29 protein-coding genes and 1 tRNA gene are annotated in these 23,672 nt (G+C 67.4%); 22 read left to right on the top strand and 8 right to left on the bottom strand.

Going from position 1 to position 23,672, the window contains the following annotated elements:
- Window positions 1-32 precede the first annotated feature (32 nt).
- Window positions 33-950, top strand: a complete 918-nt coding sequence (locus tag AC1DEL_RS20035) for a LysR family transcriptional regulator (RefSeq protein ID WP_092300210.1) — start codon at window positions 33-35, stop codon at window positions 948-950.
- 183 nt (window positions 951-1,133) lie between these two features.
- Here the strand turns inward: AC1DEL_RS20035 and AC1DEL_RS20030 are convergent, their stop codons facing one another.
- Window positions 1,134-1,826 carry a GntR family transcriptional regulator gene (locus AC1DEL_RS20030; protein ID WP_477126162.1) on the bottom strand — a complete coding sequence of 231 codons (693 nt, stop codon included), beginning with the start codon at window positions 1,824-1,826 and terminating at the stop codon, window positions 1,134-1,136.
- Window positions 1,827-1,888: 62 nt separating this feature from the next.
- A complete protein-coding gene (locus AC1DEL_RS20025) occupies window positions 1,889-3,310 on the bottom strand; it encodes a C4-dicarboxylate transporter DctA (RefSeq protein ID WP_477105914.1) in 1,422 nt (473 codons plus the stop codon).
- A 290-nt stretch (window positions 3,311-3,600) separates the two neighbouring features.
- On the opposite strand from AC1DEL_RS20025, the gene AC1DEL_RS20020 reads away from it, so the two are divergent.
- Window positions 3,601-4,869, top strand: a complete 1,269-nt coding sequence (locus tag AC1DEL_RS20020; RefSeq protein WP_092300202.1) for an allantoate amidohydrolase — start codon at window positions 3,601-3,603, stop codon at window positions 4,867-4,869.
- A gap of 84 nt (window positions 4,870-4,953) precedes the next feature.
- Window positions 4,954-6,204: a M20/M25/M40 family metallo-hydrolase gene (locus tag AC1DEL_RS20015; protein ID WP_477105938.1), complete on the top strand. Its 1,251-nt coding sequence runs from the start codon at window positions 4,954-4,956 to the stop codon at window positions 6,202-6,204.
- Between the two features lie 89 nt (window positions 6,205-6,293).
- Here the strand turns inward: AC1DEL_RS20015 and AC1DEL_RS20010 are convergent, their stop codons facing one another.
- Entirely contained in the window at window positions 6,294-6,800 is a 507-nt protein-coding gene (locus tag AC1DEL_RS20010) for a MarR family winged helix-turn-helix transcriptional regulator (RefSeq protein WP_092300196.1), read from the bottom strand.
- Window positions 6,801-6,890: 90 nt separating this feature from the next.
- Here AC1DEL_RS20010 and AC1DEL_RS20005 point away from each other — a divergent pair, with 90 nt between their 5' ends.
- From AC1DEL_RS20005 to AC1DEL_RS19995, 3 genes are read left to right on the top strand one after another with little or no spacing between them, the layout of a single operon-like run.
- Entirely contained in the window at window positions 6,891-7,355 is a 465-nt protein-coding gene (locus tag AC1DEL_RS20005) for a carboxymuconolactone decarboxylase family protein (RefSeq protein WP_092300416.1), read from the top strand.
- Entirely contained in the window at window positions 7,352-7,807 is a 456-nt protein-coding gene (locus AC1DEL_RS20000) for a GNAT family N-acetyltransferase (RefSeq protein WP_092300193.1), read from the top strand. Before AC1DEL_RS20005 ends, AC1DEL_RS20000 begins: the two co-directional genes overlap by 4 nt.
- A 3-nt stretch (window positions 7,808-7,810) precedes the next feature.
- Window positions 7,811-8,449, top strand: a complete 639-nt coding sequence (locus AC1DEL_RS19995; protein WP_477159162.1) for an FMN-dependent NADH-azoreductase — start codon at window positions 7,811-7,813, stop codon at window positions 8,447-8,449.
- Here the strand turns inward: AC1DEL_RS19995 and AC1DEL_RS19990 are convergent, their stop codons facing one another.
- The gene (locus AC1DEL_RS19990; protein WP_255370964.1) at window positions 8,450-9,007 is read right to left on the bottom strand and encodes a GNAT family N-acetyltransferase; all 558 of its coding nucleotides are present in this window, start codon (window positions 9,005-9,007) and stop codon (window positions 8,450-8,452) included.
- Window positions 9,008-9,130: 123 nt separating this feature from the next.
- On the opposite strand from AC1DEL_RS19990, the gene arsC reads away from it, so the two are divergent.
- On the top strand, window positions 9,131-9,490 hold the full coding sequence (gene arsC, locus AC1DEL_RS19985; protein ID WP_441593532.1) for an arsenate reductase (glutaredoxin): 360 nt from the start codon (window positions 9,131-9,133) through the stop codon (window positions 9,488-9,490).
- A gap of 97 nt (window positions 9,491-9,587) precedes the next feature.
- Here arsC and AC1DEL_RS19980 read toward each other — a convergent pair whose 3' ends face one another.
- From AC1DEL_RS19980 to AC1DEL_RS19970, 3 genes are all read right to left on the bottom strand, one after another.
- Window positions 9,588-9,815: a hypothetical protein gene (locus AC1DEL_RS19980; protein WP_092300182.1), complete on the bottom strand. Its 228-nt coding sequence runs from the start codon at window positions 9,813-9,815 to the stop codon at window positions 9,588-9,590.
- A 105-nt stretch (window positions 9,816-9,920) separates the two neighbouring features.
- Window positions 9,921-10,592, bottom strand: a complete 672-nt coding sequence (locus AC1DEL_RS19975) for a 3'-5' exonuclease family protein (protein ID WP_441593533.1) — start codon at window positions 10,590-10,592, stop codon at window positions 9,921-9,923.
- 10 nt (window positions 10,593-10,602) lie between these two features.
- Window positions 10,603-11,253, bottom strand: a complete 651-nt coding sequence (locus AC1DEL_RS19970) for an MBL fold metallo-hydrolase (RefSeq protein WP_477113452.1) — start codon at window positions 11,251-11,253, stop codon at window positions 10,603-10,605.
- 408 nt (window positions 11,254-11,661) lie between these two features.
- Here AC1DEL_RS19970 and AC1DEL_RS19965 point away from each other — a divergent pair, with 408 nt between their 5' ends.
- Window positions 11,662-12,327: a septal ring lytic transglycosylase RlpA family protein gene (locus tag AC1DEL_RS19965; RefSeq protein ID WP_454757482.1), complete on the top strand. Its 666-nt coding sequence runs from the start codon at window positions 11,662-11,664 to the stop codon at window positions 12,325-12,327.
- Window positions 12,328-12,404: 77 nt separating this feature from the next.
- Here AC1DEL_RS19965 and rsmI read toward each other — a convergent pair whose 3' ends face one another.
- On the bottom strand, window positions 12,405-13,340 hold the full coding sequence (gene rsmI / locus AC1DEL_RS19960) for a 16S rRNA (cytidine(1402)-2'-O)-methyltransferase (protein WP_092300173.1): 936 nt from the start codon (window positions 13,338-13,340) through the stop codon (window positions 12,405-12,407).
- Between the two features lie 15 nt (window positions 13,341-13,355).
- On the opposite strand from rsmI, the gene AC1DEL_RS19955 reads away from it, so the two are divergent.
- The 14 genes from AC1DEL_RS19955 to AC1DEL_RS19890 all read left to right on the top strand — a co-directional run bounded on the left by AC1DEL_RS19955 (window position 13,356) and on the right by AC1DEL_RS19890 (window position 23,659).
- Window positions 13,356-13,757, top strand: a complete 402-nt coding sequence (locus AC1DEL_RS19955) for a YraN family protein (RefSeq protein WP_092300170.1) — start codon at window positions 13,356-13,358, stop codon at window positions 13,755-13,757.
- Between the two features lie 30 nt (window positions 13,758-13,787).
- Window positions 13,788-14,375 (top strand): phosphoheptose isomerase, encoded by a 588-nt coding sequence (locus tag AC1DEL_RS19950; RefSeq protein ID WP_092300167.1) that lies wholly within the window; start codon window positions 13,788-13,790, stop codon window positions 14,373-14,375.
- 186 nt (window positions 14,376-14,561) lie between these two features.
- Complete coding sequence (locus tag AC1DEL_RS19945; protein WP_255370963.1) at window positions 14,562-15,377, top strand: BON domain-containing protein; 816 nt, start codon at window positions 14,562-14,564, stop codon at window positions 15,375-15,377.
- 21 nt (window positions 15,378-15,398) lie between these two features.
- The gene (locus AC1DEL_RS19940; RefSeq protein WP_255370962.1) at window positions 15,399-15,803 is read left to right on the top strand and encodes a c-type cytochrome; all 405 of its coding nucleotides are present in this window, start codon (window positions 15,399-15,401) and stop codon (window positions 15,801-15,803) included.
- A 10-nt stretch (window positions 15,804-15,813) separates the two neighbouring features.
- Window positions 15,814-17,106 (top strand): FCSD flavin-binding domain-containing protein, encoded by a 1,293-nt coding sequence (locus tag AC1DEL_RS19935; RefSeq protein WP_477126161.1) that lies wholly within the window; start codon window positions 15,814-15,816, stop codon window positions 17,104-17,106.
- Between the two features lie 50 nt (window positions 17,107-17,156).
- Window positions 17,157-18,050: an EamA family transporter gene (locus AC1DEL_RS19930; protein WP_477126160.1), complete on the top strand. Its 894-nt coding sequence runs from the start codon at window positions 17,157-17,159 to the stop codon at window positions 18,048-18,050.
- 226 nt (window positions 18,051-18,276) lie between these two features.
- Window positions 18,277-18,603 (top strand): c-type cytochrome, encoded by a 327-nt coding sequence (locus tag AC1DEL_RS19925; RefSeq protein ID WP_092300152.1) that lies wholly within the window; start codon window positions 18,277-18,279, stop codon window positions 18,601-18,603.
- A 120-nt stretch (window positions 18,604-18,723) separates the two neighbouring features.
- Window positions 18,724-19,179 (top strand): thiosulfate oxidation carrier protein SoxY, encoded by a 456-nt coding sequence (gene soxY, locus AC1DEL_RS19920; RefSeq protein WP_092300149.1) that lies wholly within the window; start codon window positions 18,724-18,726, stop codon window positions 19,177-19,179.
- A gap of 76 nt (window positions 19,180-19,255) precedes the next feature.
- Entirely contained in the window at window positions 19,256-19,567 is a 312-nt protein-coding gene (gene soxZ, locus AC1DEL_RS19915) for a thiosulfate oxidation carrier complex protein SoxZ (protein WP_092300146.1), read from the top strand.
- Between the two features lie 22 nt (window positions 19,568-19,589).
- A complete protein-coding gene (locus AC1DEL_RS19910; RefSeq protein ID WP_477126159.1) occupies window positions 19,590-20,063 on the top strand; it encodes a DsrE family protein in 474 nt (157 codons plus the stop codon).
- A gap of 135 nt (window positions 20,064-20,198) precedes the next feature.
- Entirely contained in the window at window positions 20,199-21,038 is an 840-nt protein-coding gene (soxA, locus tag AC1DEL_RS19905; protein WP_092300140.1) for a sulfur oxidation c-type cytochrome SoxA, read from the top strand.
- Window positions 21,039-21,055: 17 nt separating this feature from the next.
- On the top strand, window positions 21,056-21,751 hold the full coding sequence (soxX, locus tag AC1DEL_RS19900) for a sulfur oxidation c-type cytochrome SoxX (RefSeq protein WP_477159161.1): 696 nt from the start codon (window positions 21,056-21,058) through the stop codon (window positions 21,749-21,751).
- 19 nt (window positions 21,752-21,770) lie between these two features.
- A complete protein-coding gene (gene soxB / locus AC1DEL_RS19895) occupies window positions 21,771-23,492 on the top strand; it encodes a thiosulfohydrolase SoxB (protein ID WP_454757400.1) in 1,722 nt (573 codons plus the stop codon).
- 91 nt (window positions 23,493-23,583) lie between these two features.
- Window positions 23,584-23,659, top strand: a tRNA-Ala gene (locus AC1DEL_RS19890).
- The last annotated feature ends 13 nt before the right edge of the window (window positions 23,660-23,672 follow it).

Raw genomic sequence — 23,672 nt, 5'->3', positions numbered from 1 at the left:
CCAGCAGGAGACAACCGGCTTGACTGGCCCATATGGATAAACTCAAACAAATCGAAGCCTTCATCGCCGTGGTGGAACATGGCAGCATGGCCGCCGCCGCGCTCACGCAGAACGTGACGCCGGTGATGATCGGCCGCCGCATCAACGCGCTCGAGGCGCGCATCGGCGTGAAGCTGCTGCACCGCTCCACACGCCGCATCGTCGTGACGGAGCAGGGCGCGGCGTTCATGGAGCAGTGCAAGAAGGCGCTGTCCGACCTGGACCGCGCCGAGATGCTGATTGCCGAAGGCAAGCACAAGGCCACCGGCCACCTGATCGTGTCCGCCCCGGCCGCGTTCGGCCGCAAGCATGTGGCGCCGCACGCGCCGGCGTTTCTGCGTGCCAATCCCGAAGTGCAGATTTCGTTCAACCTGACGGACCGCGTGGTGGATCTCGTGCGCGAGGGCTACGACGTCGGCATCCGCATCGGCGGCGCCATCGACCCGAATTTCGTGGCGATCAAGCTCGCGACGAACAAGCGGGTGGTCTGCGGCACGCCGGCCTACTTCGCCAAGCATGGGGTGCCGCACACGCTCGAGGATCTGGAGCGGCATAACTGCCTGGCCTTCAACCTGCAAGGCGGGCAGCAGCGCGGCTGGTATTTCCAGCAGAACGGCAAGACGGTGACGGTGCGCGCGCGTGGCAACCTCGATTGCAACGACGGGGAATTGCTGCACCGCTGGACCGGCGAGAGTCTGGGACTGGGCTGGCGCTCCACCTGGGAGATCCTGCCGCAGCTGGAGAGCGGCGAGTTGATCACGGTGCTCGACGAATACGCGCTGCCGGACTACGACATCCTCGCGGTGTATCCGCAGCAGCGGCCGGTGCCGGCCAAGATCCGCTTCTTCATCGAACACCTGAAGACGGCGTTCGCAAAGCCCGGCTACTGGACCGGGCGCGCCGAAGCGTAAAACAGGGCCGTAAACGAAAAAGCCCGCAGCCGTTGCGGTCTGCGGGCAGCCCTTCTTGCGAAGGGCGGGGAGAGCTCATGAAGTGCGCCCCCGCAACTTCATGGCGAGAGGAATGATGCGCCTCCCGCCGCGTTTTGGACTTGATCGCCGTCAAGCGCCAGGCATTCCCTGACGATGCAGTGATCAGGCCAGCAACGCCGTCACCAGATCCTTGCCGCGCGACGCGCCCGGAACTTCCTCGAAGTGCAACGCCGCCTCCACATGCGCGAGGTGATCGACCATCAGCGTGACTGCCCGATCCGCATCGCCCGCGCGCGCGGCGTCGATGAACTCGCGATGCTCGTCGGAGGAACACGTGGCATCGCGCCGGCTCTGGTACAGCATGGTGATGACCGCGCTGCGCATGGACAGCTCGCGCATGATCTCGGTCAGCACGTTGTTGCCAACCACCTCCGCCAGCACGATGTGGAAGTCGCCCAGCAGCCGGGTGCGCACCTGCGCGTCGTTGCCGCCCAGGGACTTGCGCTCGGCGGCCAGATGCTTGTCGATGCGCTTGTAGTCCGCCGCTGTGGCCTTCGCCACGAACTCGCGCGCCAGCGCGGCCTCCAGGATGCGGCGCACCGCGAAGACTTCACGCGCCTCCTCGGCACTCGGCTTGGCGACGAAGGCGCCCTTGTCCGGCACGATCTGGATGACCTTGTCCTTGGACAGCATCAGCAGCGCGGCCCGCACCTTGGTGCGGCTGACGCGATAGACGCTGGCCAGCGCCTCCTCCCGCAGCTTGGTGCCGGGGGGCAGGCGGTGCGAGACGATGGCGGCGACGATGTCGTCGGCAATCGCCTCGGCGGTCATGTCTGGATCGATGTGCTCGGGCATGGTGTCGCGCCTCTCGCCTCTGGGGGCGGACCGGCGCGGTGCGGGATTGGGAATGCGTGATTCTAGCGCCCCGCGACCGTGCCAGGCAGCGGCGCACCCACGGGGACTTTCCCGGTGTCCGCGCCGAGGCTGTCGCCCAGCGCCTCCAGGCCCGCGTCGAGATCACCCGCCGGAATCGTGCCGTTGAGCACCGCGTGGGCACGCTCCCGGTCGATATCCTTCTCCCAGGCCGCCACCACCACCGTCGCCACGCAGTTGCCGATCAGGTTGCCCACGGCGCGCGCGATGCCGATGAACCAGTCGACGGACAGCACCAGCACCAGGCCGATGGCGGGAATCGCCGGATGCGCCGACAGCGTCGCCGCCAGGATCACGATGGCCGAGCCCGGAATGCCGTGCGCGCCCTTCGAGGTGACCAGCGCCACGGCCAGAATGCCGAGCAGGTCGCCCAGCGCAAGCGGCGTATTCGTGGCTTGGGCGATGAAGACCGCCGCGAGCGTCAGGTAGATCGAGAACGCATCGAGGTTGAACGAGTAGCCGGTAGGAATCACCAGCCCGACCACCGACTTGCGCACGCCCATGAATTCGAGCTTCTTCATGACCTGCGGGAGCACGCTGTCCGAGGACGCCGTACCCAGCACCACCAGCAGTTCAGCCTTCAGATAGCGGATCAGCTTGATTACCGAGAACCCGCAGATCCGCATGATGGTGCCGAGCACCACGAGCACGAAGATCGTCACCGCGCCGTAGAACAGGATCACCAGGAAGCCGAGCTGCTTGAGCGAGCCGATGCCGTACTTGCCCACCGTGAACGCCACCGCGCCGAGCACGCCCAGCGGGGCCAGCTTGATGATGAAGCCCATCATCTTGAACAGCGTGTGGGAAAAGGTGTCGATCAGGCGCACCAGCGGCTTGCCCGGCTCGCCCACCAGCGACAGCGCGCAGCCGAACAGCACGGAGACCAGCAGCACCTGGAGCACGTCGCCGTTGGTGAAGGCGCCCATCACCGTGTTCGGGATCAGCTTGAGCAGGAAATCGACCGTGCCGGCGCTTTTCACCTTCTCGGCGTTGTCGATATAGGCGGCCATGGCCGAGATATCGAGCGTGCGCGGGTTCACGTTCATGCCCGTGCCGGGTTGGAACACGTAGGCCAGCACGATGCCCAGCGCCAGCGCGATGGTCGTGACGATCTCGAAGTAGATCACCGCCTTGATGCCGACCCGGCCCACCTTCTTCAGCTCGCCGGCGCCGCAGATACCGGCCACGACCACGCAGAACACGATGGGGCCGATCAGCATCTTGATCAGCTTGATGAAGGCATCGCCAAGGGGCTTGAGCTTGGCGGCGAACTCGGGAAAGCAGAGCCCGAGCAGGGTGCCGAGCACCAGGGCGATCAATACCTGGCCGAATAGCGAGCGAGTCAAGCGGCTAAAACTGCGGGCATGCAGGCGAGGGGGGCGCTGCGCGGGAAGGGATTGCTGCATCGTTGTCTCCGTGCCGGGCGGGTCCGGAATGGCCTGCCCTGATCTGGGTTTGGGAACGCCACGCCACCCTCGGCCGGGCTCGACAGGATTGTCGATAAACGATTGTCCGGGCGGGATTGTCGGTGCGTGCAGGCCAATATAGTGCATATCATTTTTGTATGCAATTTTTGAATTCACTGTGCTAACATGAATCGCAGAGAATAGAGCTTCGGCACCGGGCGCCCGCCCGGACTGGCGCCCCCGCCAGGACCCTCAGCGCCGGGCTACATGTAGATCGCAGGAGACCCGCTATGGCAGTAACCCCGGCAGCAACCCCGACGACTTTGGCCCCGGAGGCCGGCGCCCGCATCATGGCCTGGGCCGACGCCCTGGCCGTCCACACCGAGCAGCCCGGGCTGCTGACCCGCACCTACCTGACCGACGCCCACCACGGCGCCGCCGCACAACTAGCCGAATGGATGCGCGAAGCCGGCATGACCGTGCGCCGCGACGCCGCCGGCAACGTCATCGGCCGCTACGAAGGCACCTCGCCCGACGCTCCCGCGCTGCTCACCGGCTCCCACTTCGACACTGTGCGCGATGCTGGCCGCTATGACGGCAACCTCGGCGTGATCCTGCCGATTGCCTGCGTGGCCGAGTGGCACCGCCAGGGCAAGCGCTTCCCGTTCGCCATCGAGGTGGTCGGCTTTGCCGAGGAGGAGGGCGTGCGCTTCAAGGCGACGCTGCTGGGCAGCCGTGCGATTGCCGGCACCTTCGACACCAATGTGCTCGACAACGTCGATGACTCCGGCAAGACCATGCGCGAGGTAATGCGCGCGGCCGGCTTCGACGCTGCCGAGCTACCCGCCGCCGCCCATGACCGCCAGCGCGTGCTGGGCTTCGTCGAGGTGCATATCGAGCAGGGCCCGGTGCTGCTGAACGAGGGCCTGGCCGTGGGCGTGGTCACCGCCATCTCGGGCGCCACGCGCTTTATCGTCGAACTGGAAGGGCTGGCCGGCCACGCCGGCACCGTGCCGATGGACATGCGCCGCGACGCCGCGATGGCCGGCGCGGAGATCGGCCTCTATATAGAGAAGCGTTGCAGCGGCAAGCCGGGCCTGGTCGGCACGGTCGGCCAGTTCAACGTGCCCAATGGCGCGACCAACGTGGTGCCGGGCCGCGCCGTGTTCTCCATCGACATCCGCGCCGGGCAGGACGCCGAGCGCGAGGCCGCCGTCAACGACGTGCTGGCCGAGATCGAACGCATCGGCGCGCGCCGCAACGTGCGCGTGCAGGTGCGCAAGACCCACGAAGCCAAGAGCGTGCCGTGCGCGCCGTGGCTGCAATCGCAATGGGCCGCCGCCGTCGAACGGCAGGGCGTGCCGGTGCGGCACCTGCCTTCGGGCGCCGGCCACGACGCCATGGCGATTTCCGCGATTGCCGATGTGGCGATGCTGTTCGTGCGCTGCGGCAACGGCGGCATCAGCCATCACCCCACCGAGACCATGACCCCCGAAGACGCGCAGACCGCCGCGCGGGTGTTCGCCGATTTTGTCGAGCACTTCCAGCGGCAGCAGTAAGCCCCGGCGGTACCACGCAGCGCGCCCAAGCCATTTATCGAACAAATCCGAATCCAGAGCCAGAACATGACCGCACGAGACAACATGAACCCCATCGAGACCACGCTCACGCAGACCATCGACGCGCTGCGTCCGCAGCAGGAGGCCTTCCTGGCCGAGCTGGTCAAGGTGCCGTCCGACAACCCGCCTGGCGACTGCGACGCCCACGGCAAGCGCGCCAGGACGCTGCTCGAGGGGCTGGGTTTCCAGGTGGAAGCGCACAAGGTGCCCGAGGACAAGGTCCGCGCGGCGGGCATGATCAGCGCCACCAACCTGCTGGTGCGCAAGACCTTCGGCAAGGGCGGCCCGACCATCGCCATGAACGCCCACGGCGATGTGGTGCCCCCGGGCCTGGGCTGGACCAAGGACCCGTACGGCGGCGAGATTGCCGACAGCGAGCACGGCCCGGTGATGTATGGCCGTGGCGTGGCGGTGTCCAAGTCGGACTTCGCCACCTACGCCTATGCGGTGCTGGCGCTTCAGGAAGCCGAGAAGCAGGGCGCCAAGCTCAACGGCACGGTGGAACTCCAGTTCACGTACGACGAGGAAACCGGCGGCGACATCGGCCCGAAGTTCCTGCTCGACGAAGGGCTGACCAAGCCTGACTACGCGATTTCGGCCGGCTTCTCGTACGGCATCACCTCGGCCCACAACGGCTGCCTGCACGTGGAAGTGACCGTCAAGGGCAAGCAGGGCCACGCGGCGATGCCGCACACCGGCGTGGACGCCATCGAGGCCGCCACCCACATCCTGCAGGCGATCTACGGCCTGCGCGCGGAGCTGGCCACGCGCAAGAGCAAGGTGCCGGGCATCGACACGGCCACGCTGAACGTCGGCCTGATCAAGGGCGGCATCAACACCAACGTGGTGCCGGACCTGGTCACCTTCCGCGTGGACCGCCGCATGATTCCGGAAGAGATCGGCTTCGATGCCGAAGGCGAACTGCGCGCCGTGGTGGAGCGTGCCGCCAAGGACCGCCCGGGTATCGAGGTCAAGGTGGAACGCATCATCCTGGCCGAGCCGCTGTCCGAGCTGCCCGGCGTGGAGAAGCTGATCGGCGCGCTCAAGAGCCGTGCCGAGGCCGTGTTCGGCGTGGAGATCCCGGTGCAGGGCGTGCCGCTCTACACCGACGCCCGCCACTACACCAGCCACGGCATTCCCACGGTGCTGTACGGCGCCGGCCCGCGCACGCTGATGGAGGCGCGCGGCCACAACTCGGACGAGAACCTGCGCCTGAACGACCTGAACCGCGCGACCAAGGTGGTGGCGCTGGCGCTCTCGGACCTGATGGCCTGATTCCGATGGTCTGAGCGCCTGTAAAGAACCCTTTGTTGTGACTTGCGGCCCGCGCGACTTCCGTCTCGCGGGCTTTTTTCATGGCCCGGCTAGGCGGTCAGGCCCTCTTCGGGCGATGCCAGGCTGACCAGCCAGCGCCGCACCACCTGTTCTTCCTCGGACGTCAGCCCAGCGCGCAGATCCTCGTCGACCTTTGTCGCACGCGCCTTGCAGCCCGCCAGCAAGGTGCGGCCGGCCTCGGTCAGGGCGATGGTCTGGATGCGCCCGTGCACCGGATGCGGCGTGCGGGCGATGGCGCCCACCTTTTCCAGGTTGTTCATGATCACGCTCACGGTCTGCGGCGTCAGCAGCGCCAGCCGCGCCACGTCCGCGCCCGAGATGCCCGGGTAGGCGCCTAGCATCGTCAGCACGAAGAACTGCGGCACGGTCACGCCGAGGTCGTCGAGCGCGCGTTCCATGCGCAGCCGGTTGGCGGCGCTGGCCTGCCGCAGCAGGTAGGCCAGATAGCCGCTCTCGCCGCGCTTGCCTTCGCCGGGCGCCGGAAGGCGTGACGCCTCCGCCGCTGATGCCCCTACCTGCGCTGTGGTCTTAGCCATAATGTCAAAGCTCTTATATCATGTTCGAACTCTTACATCTTACCTCAACCGACCGACCGGGCCAACCGGACCAAGGAGCACGACATGACGATGGATTTCCAACAATTTACGGCGACAGCCCCCGATGTCTACGCCGCACTGGGCGGCGTGGGACGCGCGGTGGACGCGTCCGGCCTGGACAAGGCGCTGACCGAACTGGTGAAGCTGCGGGTCTCCCAGCTCAACGGCTGCGCGTTCTGCCTGCAATTCCATCTGAACATCGCGCGCAAGCTCGACATCGACCCGCGCAAGTTCGATCTGCTGGCCGGATGGCGCGACGCCGGCATCTACACCGTGCGCGAGCAGGCGGCCCTGGCCTTGGCCGAAGCGCTCGTCCGCATGACCGACCACGCCGCGCTGGACGCCGCGCAGGCGCAGGTCAAGGCGGTCTTCACGAAGGAGGAACGCGTGTTCCTGGCCACCGCCATTGCCGCCATCAACGCGTGGAACCGCATCGCCGTGGGGCTGCACTTCCCGCCGCCGGCCGCCACGCCCGCCACCGGGAGCCGCGCATGAGCACCGTCGTCAAAGAAATCGACCTGATTCAGATTCGTCGCATCGACACCGGCGGCGAAGTGGCGGCCTGTTTCCCGCTGATGCACCAGCTCCGGCCGCATCTGGCCGATGCCGATGAACTCGTGGCGCGCTGGCGGCGGCAGGCCGACGTGGGCTACCGCCTGGTCGGCCTGTGGGATGACGGCCAGCTCGTGGCGCTGGCCGGGTACCGGATGCAGGAGAATCTCGTCTACGGCGATTTCCTGTATGTGGACGACCTGGTTACCGACGCCAACATACGCAGCGCCGGGTACGGCCGGATGCTGATGGACTGGCTCAAGGAAGAGTCCCGCGCGCTCAATGCCCGCCTGCTGGTGCTGGATACGCCACTCACCAACGTGCTGGGCCATCGTTTCTATTACCGTAACGGTCTGCTGGCCCAGACGCTGCGCTTCAAATATCAATTGGACTGAGACATGACGACATTGCTCCACCTGAACGTCAGCCCCCGGGGCGAGACGTCGCACAGCCGCCGCGCGGCCGACTGGATTCGCCAGAAGCTGGCCGCGCAACACGCGCCGCTGACCGTGCTCGAACGGGACCTCGCCGCCGACCCGCTGCCACCCATCGGCGCGGCGTTCACGGAAGCCAACATGGCCGGCGCGGCCGGGCTGCTGAAGGAAGGGGAGGTGCCGCCGGCGCTCGCGCTGTCCGAGACGCTGATCGCGGAACTCGAGGCGGCCGACATGGTGCTGCTGGCCACGCCGATGCACAACTTCACGGTGCCGGCCACGCTGAAGACCTGGATCGACCTCGTCGTGCGGCCCGAGCGCACCTTCCGCAGCTCGCGGCAGGGCAAGATCGGACTGCTGCGCGACCGGCCCGTGCTGGCCGTGGTGGCCTGCGGCGGCCCGGTCCGCGAGGGCCCCGGCAGCCAGCAGGACTTCCTGACGCCTTACCTGAAGTACRTGCTCGGCACGATCGGCCTCACCAGTGTGGAAGTGCTGCGCATGGACAACACCGCCCGAGGTCCGGAGTACATCGCCCACGGGCTGGAGCACCTGCAGACCTGGGCCGATGCCACGCTGCCGGGGTTGGCGGTGGCTGCCGCCTGATCAGCCGGGCACCGAGGCGTCGCCCACCCCCAGCGGGCGCTGCATCAGCACCGTGTCGATCCACTGGCCGTGCTTGAGTCCGACCGATTCGAGCCGGCCCACCGTCCGGAAGCCCAGCCGCTCGTGCACGGCCACGGACCCGGCACCCTCGCCGCTGGCGGTGATGGCCACCACAGCCACCATCTGGCGCCACGGCCCGGCCTCGCAGCGGGCAATCAGTTCGGCCAGCAGCGCGCGGCCCAGGCCCTCGCCGGTATGGCGATGACCGATATAGATCGAATCCTCGATAGCGAAGCGGTAGGCGCTGCGCGCGCGGTAGGACGACGCGTAGGCGTAGCCCAGCACCTCGCCATCCCGCTCGGCGACGATGTACGGCAGGTGCTTCTTGAGTACCTCGCCATACCGCAGGCGCATGTCGTCCACGGACGGGATCACTTCCTCGAACGAGGCGCGCCCGTGCTCGACATGATGGGCGTAGATGGCATGGATGGCCGGCACGTCGTCGGGCGTGGCATCGCGGAGGTGGAAGGGCTTGCGGGGGGCGGATGATTCGGACACGGTGTTTCGGAGGCAGTCAGACCAGTCAGGGAAATCTTGTGCGAAGCACATTCCGTACCTTACCGCGTCGCGCGCGCAGGCGCTTGTATATAGTGCGGTGATATTTATCCGGAGACCGCCACCATGATCACGATCTACCACAACCCCCGTTGCTCGAAGTCGCGCGAGACGCTCGCGCTGGTCGAGTCGGCGGCGCAGCGTCTGGGCGAGCCGGTTGAGGTGGTGGAGTACCTGAAGCAGCCGCCCACGCTGGCCACGCTGCGCCAGCTCCATACGATGCTGGGCCTGCCGGTGCGCGAGATGCTGCGCAGCAACGAGGATGTCTACAAGGAGCTCGATCTGGCCGACCCCGGCCTGACCGACGGCGAACTGCTGGCCGCCGTAGCCGACAACCCGATCCTGCTGCAACGCCCGGTGGTGGTCCGCAACCGCCAGGCCGCCATCGGCCGCCCGCCCGAAGCCGTGTCGGCCCTGCTGGACTGACCGGCTGCACCAATTCGGGGCCCGAAATAGAACCGGCCTCCCGCAAGGGGAGGCCGGCCGGTCAGACAGGCGATCCGCGTCAGGCGAGTCGTCGTAATCAAACACCCAGCCAGTGCAGGGCCTCCTGACCGAAAGCGATGGCGGCGAGCACCACCAGCAGCGTCACCAGCGTGACCGTGCTGACATAGACCGTAGCCTTGGCGATTTCCGCATCCTCGCTCGGAGAATGCATCCGGGTGATGGCGGAAGTGCGCGCGTGGGTGCGGTGTGGCCAGTGCAGTCTGCCGCTCAGGTCCTTGAAATGGAGATCGGGATGGAATCGCATGGCACACCTCCTCGGGCGTCGGTAGCCGCTTCAACAGCCACTTCTACTATAGGCAAACGCCACGGGAAACGCGCCGTTTCCTGCGACCGCCGGGGCGTACCCAGTTCAGCGTTCGACGGTTGGATGTGAGCTATCGCTATCGTTGGAATCCGCGCCAGCAGCAGAATTTGCCGAAGCGACCGTCGCCAGCGTCGCTTCCCGCGCGCGCAGCTCGGCCAGCATGTTGCAGAACAGGGCGCCCTGCTCGAGGGCGTCGTCCAGGGCGATGTGGGTGTGTGGCAATGGGTCGTGCCAGTGGGCCGGGAAGGCCGGCTTGACCGACTTCCGGTACGGCCGCCCGGTCAGCGCGAAGCCGAGCGTCTTGATGTCCAGCGCCGCCCAGCCGAAGGGCGAGCGGCCGGCGTACCGCATCATGTACCAGAACACCCAGGTGAAATCGAAACCGGCCGGAAAGGCGATGAACACCGGCTTGCCCGGCAGGCTTTCCACCCATTCCACGTAGCGCGGCATCACATCCTCGGGGCGTTCGAGGTCGCGCCGGCACGCCGCCCAGGCCTCAGGCTGGGTCTTCCACCACTGCATCTGCACCGGATGGCCGGCGGCGCCGGGCAGGGTTTCGAGGTTGGCGGAGAAGGTGCCGAGCACGGTCTTGTCGGCCAGCATCGCCGCCGAGGCGAACGAGAGCATCGAATGCGGGCCCGGGATCGGGCCGTCGGCCTCCACGTCGGTGCTGACGTAGATCTCGGGACGGGTATCGGGTGCCTGCTTCTTCGCCATCGGGGTGATTTCAGGCCGCGTCGATCAGGTGATCGGCCACGTAGGGGTTGTTGCGGCGTTCCTCGCCGAAGGTAGACACCGGGCCGTGCCCGGGCACGAAGGTCACGTCCTCGCCCAGCGGCCACAGCCGCGTGCGGATCGAGCGGATCAGGTCGGCGTGGTTGCCGCGCGGGAAATCGGTCCGGCCGATTGAGCCCGCGAACAGCACATCGCCGACGATCGCCAACTGGTTGGCGCGCGAGAAGAACACCACGTGGCCCGGTGTGTGGCCGGGGCAGTGGTAGACCTCGAGCGTCTCGCCGCCGAACGTCACGGTGTCGCCGTTGTCCAGCCAGCGATCCGGCTCGAACGCCTCCGCATGGCCGAAGCCGAAGCGGCGCGTCTGGTCGGGCAGTTGATCGATCCAGAACCGCTCGGCCTCGTGCGGCCCCTCGATCGGGATGTCGAGCTGGCGCGAAAGCGCCGCTGCGCCGGCGCAATGGTCGACGTGACCGTGCGTCAGGAAGATCTTTTCCAGCGTCACGCCTTGCTCCGTGACGGCGGCCAGGATGCGGTCGAGGTCGCCGCCGGGGTCGCACACGGCGGCACGGCCGGTGGTCTCGTCGATCCACAGCGAGCAGTTTTGTTGGAACGGGGTGACGGGAATCAGGAGGACTTTCATGGGTCGATGCGGGCGCTTTGTCGTGTGCGCCACGGCACGGTCTGGCCGAGGCGGTCATTGTAACGTCGCCCCATGGCCCCCCGTCTCAAACGGGTGTCAGACGGGTTGAGACGATTCTGAAAGTGAATTTTAAGACACTCATAAATGCGCTTGTCATATTCGGCGCAATCCCTTGTCAGGCTTTGGATTGCGGGGATTCGTGCCGATCTTCAAAGCCACTTGATTAAATTTCGTAACAAAATCAAGGATGTAGCGCTCGGACACCGATGTTAGACTGCGCCCATGTTCAATTTGCCCGTATCTCGTCCGGGGTTTGGCCTCGCACGCGCGACGCAACGCGCGACCCCCGCCAAACCGGAAACTAACCGCTTGCTGCGTCGCTGCGCGATCCTCGTATCGGCGTTGGTGATGGCCGCCTGCGCGACGCCGCCGGAGAGCGACTCCCAACAAAACGCCGACGCCAATGGCGCGGTGCCCACGCGCGCCGCCAAGGCGAAGCTCGACAAGTCCGGCGCTCGCCCCGATGAGCGGGGCAACTGGGATTTGTTTGGCTGGGGCAAGGATGACAACGCGCCGTCGCAATCGTCGCTGGACGGCCTGCGCCCGGATCTGGGCACTTTCGAGCAGCGCGGTACGGCGTCCTGGTACGGCAAGGGCTTCCATGGCCGCAAGACCGCCAATGGCGAACGCTTCGACATGCGCGCGATGACTGCCGCGCACCCGTCGCTTCCGCTCGATAGCTGGGTACTGGTGCGCAATCTGCGCAACGACAAGGTGGCAGTGGTGCGGATCAATGACCGCGGCCCTTACCACGGCGGGCGGGTGCTCGATCTGTCCTATGCGGCGGCCAAGCGGCTGAGTTTCGTCGAACGTGGCGCCACGCAGGTGGAAATCCGCCGGCTGTCGCGCACGGAAGTCGCGGCGCTGGGTCCGCAGCTTGAGGCGGGCGGCAACGAAGCCGGTGACGGCAGCGGCGCCGACGACCTGCCCGAGACCGCCAACACGCTGGTCCCGGCCAAGTCCAAGGCCAAAGCGCGGACGGTCAAGACGACCACCAAGCGCAAGCCCCGGTAGGCACCCTGATGCGGCCTGGCGTGATCGACTCCCGTTCCACCGCCAGCCCGCTCCCCCCTCTCCCTTTCAGACTTTTCTCATTCCTCGCTGTCGCTGTCGTCACCCGCGTCAGTCTCGGCGGCGCGTTGCGCCAGCGCCAGCCGGTAGAGCGCATCGGTCTTCGCACCGGTGATCGCCGCCGCCAGCTTGGCGGCGCGCTTGGCCGGCAGCTCGGCCACCAGCAACTTCAGCACGCGCTGGGCCTCGGCATCGGGCGCATCGGCATCGGCATCTTCGGCGCGCCCCGCGCCTTCCACCACCAGCACGAACTCCCCCTTGCCGCGCGATGCCTCGGCGGCCAGCCACGCCGGCGCCTCGGCCACGGTCAGCACCGGCGTCTCCTCGAACAGCTTGGTCAGCTCGCGGCCCACCAGCAGCCGGCGCGTGCCGGGCAGGGCGGCGGCCAGTGCCGCCAGCGTGTCGGCGATGCGGTGCGGCGCCTCGTAGACCACCCAGGCGTGGTCCAGGGCGGCCAGTTGCGCAATGGCGTCAGCGCGGGCCTTGGGTTTGCCGGGCAGGAAGCCGATGAACGTGAAGCGGCCTTCGCCGGCTTCGAGCATGTCGCCGGCCACGGACAGCGCGGTCACGGCGGCGCTCGGCCCGGGCAGCGGCACCACGCGCAGGCCGGCCGCCCGCACCGCTTCCACCAGCCGGGCGCCAGGGTCGGAGATGCCGGGCGTGCCCGCATCGGACACATAGGCAATGCGCTCCCCGGCGGCCAGCCGGGCGACGATCTTCACCGCCGCTTCGCGCTCGTTGTGCTCGTGCACGGCCACCAGCGGCCGCTGCAGGCCCACGCGCGAGAGCAGTTGGCCGGTGTTGCGGGTGTCTTCGCAGGCGATGGCGTCGGCCAGCCCGAGCACATGCAGCGCACGCAGGGACAGGTCGGCCACGTTGCCGATGGGCGTGGCCACCACGTACAGCGTGCCGGGCGGGTAGGTCTGGCCGGCGGCCAGCGAGGTCCAGTCACTCATGCTTGAGAACTTCCGTTGATTCGCTCATTCAAAACCACCACGACCGCGCGCGGCGCGGCGGCCGAGGATCGCGCGCTGGCCTATCTGCTCAGGCAGGGGCTGGCGCTGGTGGTGCGCAATTATCGCTGCAAAGGCGGCGAGATCGACCTCGTGATGCGCGCCGCCGATGGCACGCTGGCGTTCGTCGAGGTCAGGCAGCGCAGCGGGCGTGCCTTCGGCGGTGCGGCGGCCAGCGTCACGCCGGCCAAGCAGCGCCGCGTGCTGCGGGCGGCCGAACACTACCTTGGCACGCTGGACCACACGCCGCCGTGCCGCTTCGACGTGGTGGCGCTGGAGCCGGGGCACCTGGCCTGGCTGCCGAACGCATTCGATCAAAACACCGGGAGTGACGATGGCGCGTCTTGGGCTGCGTCATAATGCGCGGGATTGGGCAGAAGTCAAAGAGCCATGAGTATTGAAAGTATCGAACAGCATTTCCTGGACAGCGCGGACACCAAGCGGCAGGCCGCCACGCTGATGGCGCCGCATATCGACGCGGCGGTGGAGCGCATGGTGGCCGCGCTGACCAGTGGGAACAAGATCCTCGTCTGCGGCAATGGCGGGTCGGCCGCCGACGCCCAGCACTTCGCCGCCGAACTGATCGGCCGCTTCGAGCGGGAGCGGCCCGGGCTGGCGGCGATTGCCCTGACCACGGACAGCTCCATCCTGACCGCCATCGGCAACGACTACGATTTCACGGTGGTGTTCTCCAAGCAGGTGGAGGCGCTGGGCCAGCCCGGCGATATCCTGCTGGCGCTCTCCACCTCCGGCAATTCGGCGAATGTGATCGCGGCCATCCAGGCGGCGCGCCAGCGCGACATGAGCGTGGTGGCGCTGACCGGCAAGGGCGGCGGCAAGATCGCCACGCTGCTGGACGAGTTCGACATCCACCTGTGCGTGCCGAGCGACCGCACCCCGCGCATCCAGGAAGTGCACCTGCTGACGCTGCATTGCCTTTGCGACGGGATCGACGAGGCGCTGCTGGGCGAGGCATAGGGCCTGGCGGATAGGGAGCGGGGAGGTTATCCCGCGTTATCCACAGGATTTGCCCAAGATATTCACAGGAATTGCGGCGTCATCCACAGAGTCATCCACAGCGCCGCGCCGGTTTCGTCATATTTCCGCATCATTCCGTATCCAGCCAAGGACCGCATGACTAACGTAACGACCGCAACCACCGCAATGACCCAGAAGACCACTCCGGCGCGCGTGGCGCGCACGGCCATCACCGTGGCCGCACTGCTGGTGTCGGCCACGCAACTCGCCGGCTGCTTCCCGGTGCTGGCCGGCGCGGTCGGCACGGGCGTGGTCATGGCCACGGACCGCCGTCCCACCGGCACCCAGGCCATCGACCGTGGCCTGCAGCTCGAGATCGACAACACGCTGGACGCCAAGTACAGCGGCCAGGCCCGCGTGGACGCCGCCGTGTTCAACCGCAAGGTGCTGCTGGTGGGCGAGGCCAACAACGCCAATACCAAGCAGCAGGTGGAGCAGTACGTGAAGAGCCTGCCGAATGCGCGCGAGGTGATCAACGAACTCGAAGTGGCTTCCACGCCGGGCTTCATGGCTCGTAGCAACGACGCCTACCTGACCAGCAAGGTCAAGACCTTCCTGGTGACGGCCGATGGCGTGCCGGCCAATTCGATCAAGGTGACCACCGACAAGAGCGTGGTCTACCTGATGGGCGTGGTCACTGCCGCCGAGGGTGACCGCGCCACCGACGTGGCCCGTAACGCCAGCGGCGTGCAGAAGGTGGTCAAGGCATTCGACTACGTCAGCGAGGCCGAGCGCGCCCGCCTGGACGCCACCGCCAGCTCGCAGAATCCGGATTCGGGCAGCCAGTCCGTGGGTACGCCGGCGCCGGTGCAGACCGTGCCCGGTACCGCGCCGAACGCGCCGGTGACCTCCGATGCGCCGGCTGGCACCGTTACGACGGCGCCGGTCGCGGCCCCTGTATCGTCCCCGACGGCGCTGCCGCCGGGCCGCAACCTGCCGTAGGTCTCCCCAAGGAGCTGAACCATGCGCCCCCTCCCTCGCCACAAGATGTCCACCGCACGGCTGGCCTTCTGGATTGGCGGATGGGTGGCGCTGGCGGCCATCGCCACGATTGGGGCGGCGTTCGCCCAGACCGGCACGTCCGGCCCGGCCAGCGAGGCGCGCACCACAGTGGAGGCGCAGTCGGCGCGCATGCAGCAGGCACGCAACCAGGCCGCCTCGTGCGCGGCCTGCCATGGTCCCGACGGTCGCGCGCCGGCCGATAGTCCCGTCCCGGGACTCGCCGGCCGGCCCCGCGCGGAACTCGTCGAACTGATGCTCAACTACAAGAACGGCAAGCTGCCGGGCACCGTGATGCCGCAGATCGCCAAGGGCTATAGCGATACGGAGATCCTCGGCATCGCGTCCTGGTTCGCCGATCAAAAATAAGAAGAACCTCATGCGCCGACGCGCCGCTTTGGGAATATTGGGATCGCTCGGCGGCGCCGCCGCGCTGGGCATGCTGACCCCGCGCCAGGCCCGCGCTGCCGCGCCGGCTCGGGTGGTGGTCATCGGCGGCGGCTTTGGCGGGGCAACGGCCGCGCGCTACCTGCGCCACTGGAGCCGGGGCGCCGTGGATGTGACGCTGGTCGAACCCGACGCGGCGTTCGTCTCCTGCCCACTCTCGAATCTCGTGGTCGGCGGCCAGCGCGGCATGGCCGACATCACACTCCCCTATGACGCGCTGGTACGCCGGCATGGCGTGCGACATGTGCGCGATACGGCGCTTGCGATCGACCCCGCTGCGCGCACCGTGCGGCTGGCCCGCGGCGCCACGCTGCGCTACGACCGCCTCGTGCTGTCGCCCGGCGTGGAGATGCAGTCCAGTGCGATTCCCGGCCTGGCGCAGCCCGGCGGGGACCAGATCCTGCACGCCTGGAAGGCCGGCCCGCAGACCGACGCGCTGTTCCGCCAGTTGGCGGCGATGCGCGACGGCGGCACCTTCGCCATCACCATTCCACTCGCCCCGTACCGCTGCCCGCCCGGCCCGTACGAGCGCGCCTGCCTCGTCGCGGACTACCTGCGCACGCACAAGCCGCGCAGCAAAGTGCTGATTTTCGACGCCAATCCGGACATCACCTCCAAGGGCGCGCTGTTCCGGCAGGTCTGGAAGACCCGCTACCGGGGCATGATCGACTATCGCCCCCAGCACGAGACCGTGGACGTGGACTCCGCCACGCGCACCCTCAAGTTCGAGGTCCAGGACGACGAGCGCGCCGACGTGGTCAACCTGATCCCGCCGCAACGCGCCGGGGCCATCGCGGTGTCCACCGGGCTCGCCACGGCCAATGGCCGCTGGTGCGAGGTCGATTTCCTGACCATGGCCTCGCGCGTGGCGCCCGAGATCCACGTACTGGGCGATGCCGTGCAAATCGCGCCGCTGATGCCGAAGTCCGGCACCATGGCCAACCAGCACGGCAAGGTGGCCGCCGCCGCCATCCTCCAGCTGCTGGCCGGGCAGGCGCCCGACCCGACCCCACTGTATACAAACACCTGCTACAGCTTCACGTCCGCCGACGAGGCCATCCACATCGCCAGCGTCCATCGCTACGACGCGGCCGAGCGGACGATGGTCACGGTGCCCGGCGCCGGCGGGTTATCCACAGCCCCGAATGCGCTCGAAGGGCGCTACGCATGGGCCTGGGCGCGCAGCATCTGGTCCGACATGCTGGGCGAGGTGCTGGTAGGCTAGCGGGTTCCGGTGTGTTGCGCCTCCGTGACACGCCGCCCCCGATACTGACCATGCAAGCCAAAGACCGCCTTCTAGCCCTCGCCATCATCGTGGTGTGGGGCGTCAACTTCGTCGTCATCAAGGTGGGCCTCGCCGGCGTGCCGCCGATGCTGCTGGGCACGCTGCGCTTCGCCCTGGTGGCATTCCCGGCCGTCTTTTTCATCCCGCGCCCGCGCATTCCGCTGCGCATGCTGCTGGCCTATGGCGGGTTTATCAGCCTCGGCCAGTTCGCCTTCCTGTTCTACGCGATGGCGGTGGGCATGCCGGCCGGGCTGGCGTCGCTGGTGTTGCAGTCTCAGGTGTTCTTCACCGTGGCGATTGCCGGGATGTGGCTGGGCGAGCCGGTGCGCTGGCACAACGTCGCCGGCATGGCGATTGCGGCTGGCGGGCTGGCGCTGATCGGCAGCGGCGCGGCGCACGGCCCGGGCGGCATGAGCGTGGCGGGCTTCGGGCTGACGCTGTGCGCAGCGTTCTGCTGGGCCTCGGGCAATATCGTCAGCAAGAAAATCGGCCCGGTGGACCTGCTCGGGCTGGTGGTCTGGGGCGGGTTGGTGCCGATCGTGCCGTTCGCGCTGCTCTCGTACTGGTTCGAAGGCCCGGCGCGGATCATGGTGGCGCTCGGCCAGATCCCGATGATGAGCGTGCTGGCGATCTGCTACCTGTCCTTCGCGGCCACGCTGTTCGGCTACACCATGTGGGGCCGGCTGCTCACGCGCTATCCGGCCAGCAAGGTGGCGCCGCTGACGCTGCTGGTGCCGGTGGTGGGGCTGATCTCGGCCCACGGGCTGCTGGGCGAGGACTTGTCGCTGGCGCAATGGCTCGGCGCGCTGGTGGTCATGGGCGGGCTGCTGCTCAACGTGTTCGGCGGGCGGCTCGGGGCAGGGCGGCGGCTGGCGCGGCGTTGATATCCGGGGGTTAACCCTTGATTCGACAGCGATTTCCCGTGGTTTTGTGAATACCCTTATCACTGCCGCATCCGTAGGCCGATGGATTATTGAGGCAAAATAGCGGACTGGCCGCACCTGCCCGCAGAGGCATCGCCCCAACGGCGGCCGAGCGTGCCGCGCCGCCCGACCGATGAAGCGCGGCCTTTGCCGTCCCCACGGCTCAATCCGTTTGGAGCAACACAAAATGAAGCAGTTTGTCATCGCCGCCGCGCTGTTCGCGGCCGCTGCCTCGGCGCACGCCGTGGACGCCGCCCGTGCGCAGGAGATTGCCAACAAGAACGCCTGCATGGGCTGCCATCAGGTGGACAAGAAGCTGGTGGGCCCGGCCTACAAGGAAGTGGCCGCCAAGTACAAGGGCGACAAGGGTGCCCTGGCCAAGTTGTCGGCCAAGGTGAAGAGCGGCGGTTCGGGCGTCTGGGGCCCGGTGCCGATGCCGGCGAATGCCGGTGTCAGCGACGCCGATATCAAGACGGTAGTGGAGTGGATCCTGGCCGGCTCACCGGCCAAGTAAGCCCCATCAGGTATCGCGGGCCGTCCGGCAGCGCCGGCGGCCCGCGCTGTTTCCGGCAGACCCGGAAGCGGCGGGCAGTATGAGTACCGGGGTCGGCAGCAAGCAAGTACGGGACAGAGCATGAATCAAAAACGACGACAAGTATTGCGGGTATCCGCGGTGCTCTCGCTGATGGCGGCCACGGGCCTGATCAGCGAGGCGCAGGCCGCGGAGTGGAACAAGACGGCTTTCGACGGCAAGAGCGTGGCCGATGTGATCAAGGCGCTGGGCGGCAGCGGCACCGAGAAGAGCGGCGCCATCACGTTCAATGCACCGGATATCGCCGAGAACGGCGCCGTGGTGCCCGTGGCCGTGACCAGCACGCTGCCGGACACCGAGCAGATCGCCATCCTGGTTGAGAAGAATCCGAATACGCTGGCGGCCGATTTCACCATCCCGGCCGGCACCGAGCCGTTCGTCTCCACGCGCGTGAAGATGGGCCAGACGTCCGTCGTGTACGCGGCGGTCAAGGCTGGCGGCAAGTGGTACGTGGCATCGAAGGAAATCAAGGTCACGCTGGGCGGCTGCGGCGGCTGACGCCTGCGCCCCCCATCGGACCGATTTCCGCGATTTATCCCAAGCCACCCCGAACCACCCCGAGCAGGAGAGCCAGATGGCAGACCCGATGCGCGTCCGCGCCACCGAGAACGGCGGCGTCGTAGACGTAAAGATTCTGATGAAGCACGACATGGAAACCGGCCAGCGCAAGGATGCGGCCGGCAAGACGATTCCGGCCTGGCACATCCAGACCGTGATCGCCACGTACAAGGGGCGCGAGGTGTTCAACGCCCAGTTCGGCCCGGCCGTGTCGAAGGACCCGTTCCTGAACTTCAAGTTCAAGGGCGGCGCCAAGGGTGACAAGGTCACCGTGACCTGGGTCGACAACCGGGGCGACAAGCGCACCGACGAGGCCACCATCGCCTGATCGGGCGAAGCGAGGAAGCAGCATGCGGCGAGCATTCATTCGGGCCACGGCGGCGTTGGCTGCCATCGGCCTTTCGGCCAGGGCGGCGGCACAGCAGGCCCCGGCCCCGGCAGGCACGGCAGCCAAGGGCGCCAAGGGCGGACGGGTCAAGGTGGTGTACCAGTTGTCCGAGGGCATCGACCAGGCCGTGCGCGCCATGGCCAACCTGCGCAATCACCTGAACGCGGCGCCGGACACCAAGATCGTGGTGGTGGCGTTCGGCTACGGCGTGGACTTCCTCGTGGAAGGCGCCAAGGATTCGCGCGGCAACACGTTCGAGGCCGCCGTGGGCGCGCTGGGATCGTCGGGCGTGGAGTTCCGCGTCTGCCGCAACACCCTGACTGCGCGCAAGATTTCCGAGCAAAGCCTGCTGATGGACGCCAAGATCGTGCAGGCCGGCGTGGTGGAAATCGCCCGCCTGCAGTTCGACGAAGGCTACGCGTACCTGAAGCCCTGATCGTTTTGCCTGACATCCGGCCAGAAGCCAAAGTAGCCGGATGCCATTCGGACAGTGCAATAGAACAGTGATGCACCGCCCAGCCTCTTGATGAAGGGCTGACGCCGGCGGCGCCATCGCGAGGAGAAGCCCCCAATGCGCAATACCCGTCGCCGCCTGCGCGGCACCGTGGCGCTGGCCGCCATGGCCACCGCCGCCGCCTCGCTGGCCGGGCTGGCCCAACTGGCGCAAGCCCAGGGCAGCACCGCCGAGGAAATCGCCAAGTATCGCCAGATGCTGGCCGAAGGCAATCCCGCCGAACTCTGGGAAGCCGCCGGCGAGGAACTGTGGAAGAAGCCGGCCGGGCCGAAGAACGCCTCGCTCGAACAGTGCGACCTGGGCAAGGGCCCGGGCGTGACCAAGGGCGCCTACGCCGAGCTGCCGCGCTACTTCAAGGACGCCAACAAGGTGATGGACCTCGAGCAACGCCTGGCCTGGTGCCGGGTGACGCTGCAGGGTCTGACCCAGGAAGAGGCGACAAAGCAGCCGTTCTCGGCATCTGGCAAGTCGTCCGACATCGAGCGGCTGGCGTCTTACCTGACCGGCGAGTCGCGCGGCGTGAAGATGAACGTGCAACTCACGCACCCCGAGGAAAAGCGCGTCTACGCGCTCGGCCAGAAGATGTTCTTCTACCGGGGCGGCGCCTACGACTTCGCTTGCGCCACCTGCCACGCCGTGGACGGCCAGCGCATCCGCCTCCAGGACCTGCCGAACCTGCTGGAGTCGAAGGGCGCCCAGGCCGCGTACACCACGTGGCCGGCGTACCGCGTCTCGCAGGGCGAGGTCCGCACCATGCAGCATCGGATTTATGACTGCCTGCGCCAGCAGCGCTTTCCCGAGCCCGCCTATGGCTCCGACGTGATCACCGCCCTGTCGATGTTCCTGGCGAAAAACGCCAACGGCGGCACGTACGACGGTCCCAACATGAAGCGCTGAGGCACGGAGAGCACACGATGACGCGATACCAATCGATGGCGCTGACCGCCGTCGCTACCCTGGCCCTGGCTGCCATGGCCACGTTCAGCCTGTCGGCCCTGGCCCAGGAGGCCGCCAAGCCCGCCCGCGCCACCAAGTCGGCCAGCGCGGCCACCACCGCCAAGGTCACCGACGCCGACGTGCGCCAGATGATCGAAAGCTCCTTCACCTCGAAGGGCCCGGCCACGGTGGAGGGCGTGATCAACCAGGATGGCGCCCAGAAGGCCTGCAGCCAGTACCCGGACCGCACGCGCGTGCCGGCCRCCATCGCCAAGAAGGTGGAAGCGGCCGAGCTGAAGCAGGTGAAGTATCCGGCCGACAGCAACTGGATCGGCGACTGGAAGGAAGGCGAGAAGATCGCCCAGAATGGCCGTGGCATGCAGTTCACCGACCCGGTGGGCGGCGTGAACGGCGGCAACTGCTACGCCTGCCACCAGATGACCAAGGCCGAGATCTCATTCGGCAATATCGGCCCGTCGCTGTACCAGTACGGCAAGCTGCGTGGCAATTCGCCGGAGGTGGTCAAGTACACCTGGGGCAAGATCTGGGACTCCAACGCCTACAGCGCCTGCTCCAACATGCCGCGCTTTGGCCACAAGGGCATCCTGACCGAGCAACAGATCCGCGACGTGATGGCGCTGCTGCTGGACCCGGCATCGCCGGTCAACCAGTAAGGCCGGCGCGGCTCCGGGCATGAATCGACGCGAATTCCTGCAGGTGCTGGCCGTGGCCGGCGCGGGCGGCATGGCCTTGCCCGCCGGCGAGGCCCAGGCCGCCCGCGCCGCCCAGCAGTTCTACGACGTGCCGCGCCACGGCAACGTCCACCTGCTGCATTTCACCGATTGCCACGCCCAGTTGCGGCCCGTGCACTTCCGCGAGCCGAGCGTGAACCTCGGCGTGGGGCCGTGGGCGGGCAAGCCGCCGCATCTGGTGGGCGAGGCGTTCCTGCGCCAGTACGGCATCCGCCCGGGCACACCGGCCGCGCACGCGTTCACCTCGATCGATTTCACCGAGGCCGCGCGCCGCTACGGCAAGGTCGGCGGGTTTGCCCACCTCGCCACACTGGTCAAGCGCCTGCGCGCCAGCCGCCCCGGCGCGCTGCTGCTGGATGGCGGCGACACCTGGCAGGGCTCGGCCACCGCGCTGTGGACCCAGGGCCAGGACATGGTCGATGCCGCGCTGCAACTTGGCGTGGACGTGATGACGCCGCACTGGGAGATGACGCTCGGCGCGGACCGCGTGAAGGAAATCGTCGGCAAGGATTTCAAGGACCGCGTGTCCTTCCTCGCGCAGAACGTGAAGACCAACGATTTCGGCGATCCGGTGTTCGATCCGTACGTGATCCGGCACATGAACGGCGTGCCGGTGGCCATCATCGGCCAGGCGTTCCCGTACACGCCCATCGCCAACCCGCGCTACCTCGTGCCCGACTGGACCTTCGGCATCCAGGAAGAGAGCCTGCAACAGGTGATTGACGACGTGCGCGGCAAGGGCGCCCAGGTGGTGGTGCTGCTGTCGCACAACGGCATGGATGTGGACCTGAAGCTGGCCTCGCGCGTGCGCGGACTGGACGCCATACTAGGCGGCCACACCCACGACGGCGTGCCGGCGCCGGTGCCCGTGAAGAACCCGGGCGGGACCACGCTGGTCACCAACGCGGGCTCGAACGGCAAGTTCCTGGGGGTGCTGGACTTCGACGTGCGGAACGGCAAAGTCGTCGATTTCCGATACAAGCTGCTGCCGGTCTTCGCCAATTTCCTGCCCGCCGACCCGGACATGGACGCGCTGATCCGCAAGGTGCGCGCCCCCTACGAAGCCAAGCTTGGCGAGGTACTGGCCGTGAACCGCGGCTTGCTATACCGGCGCGGCAACTTCAACGGCACCTTCGACCAACTGATCCTGGACGGCCTGATGGCGGTGCAGGACGCCGAAATCGCCTTCTCCCCGGGCTTCCGCTGGGGCACGACGCTGGTGCCGGGCGAGCCCATCACAATGGAAGCCCTGATGGACCAGACCGCCATCACCTACCCGTACACCACGGTGACGGCGATGACCGGCGAGACCATCAAGACCGTGCTCGAGGACGTGGCGGACAACTTGTTCAATCCGGACCCGTACTACCAACAGGGCGGCGACATGGTGCGCGTGGGCGGGCTGCAGTACACCATCGACCCGAACCAGCCCATGGGCCAGCGCATCAGCGACATGCGCCTGGCCGGCCGTCCGCTCGACGCCGGCAAGACCTACAAGGTGGCCGGCTGGGCCCCCGTGGCCGAAGAAGCCCGCCAGACCGGCGGCCCCCCGGTGTGGGACGTCATGGCGCAATGGCTGCGGTCCAACAAGGAAGTCAGCGCCCGACCGCTGAACCTGCCCACCGTGCGCGGCATGGACGGCAACCCCGGAATGATGGGCTGATTTTCGGGATTTGCTGCCCTTTCGCCGATGTGCAGTGTTGGGCGGACGCAATTGATACCCCGCGCGGAGTTCGGTTAGAATCGTCCGTCACGGGCCGATAGCTCAGCTGGGAGAGCGCTGCGTTCGCAATGCAGAGGTCGGGAGTTCGATCCTCCTTCGGTCCACCAGGATTTTCCTTAC

This window comes from Cupriavidus sp. 10L43_2 (assembly GCF_056395265.1).
Note: the sequence above shows the minus strand (reverse complement) of the source record. Positions and strands in the feature narration are given on the sequence as shown.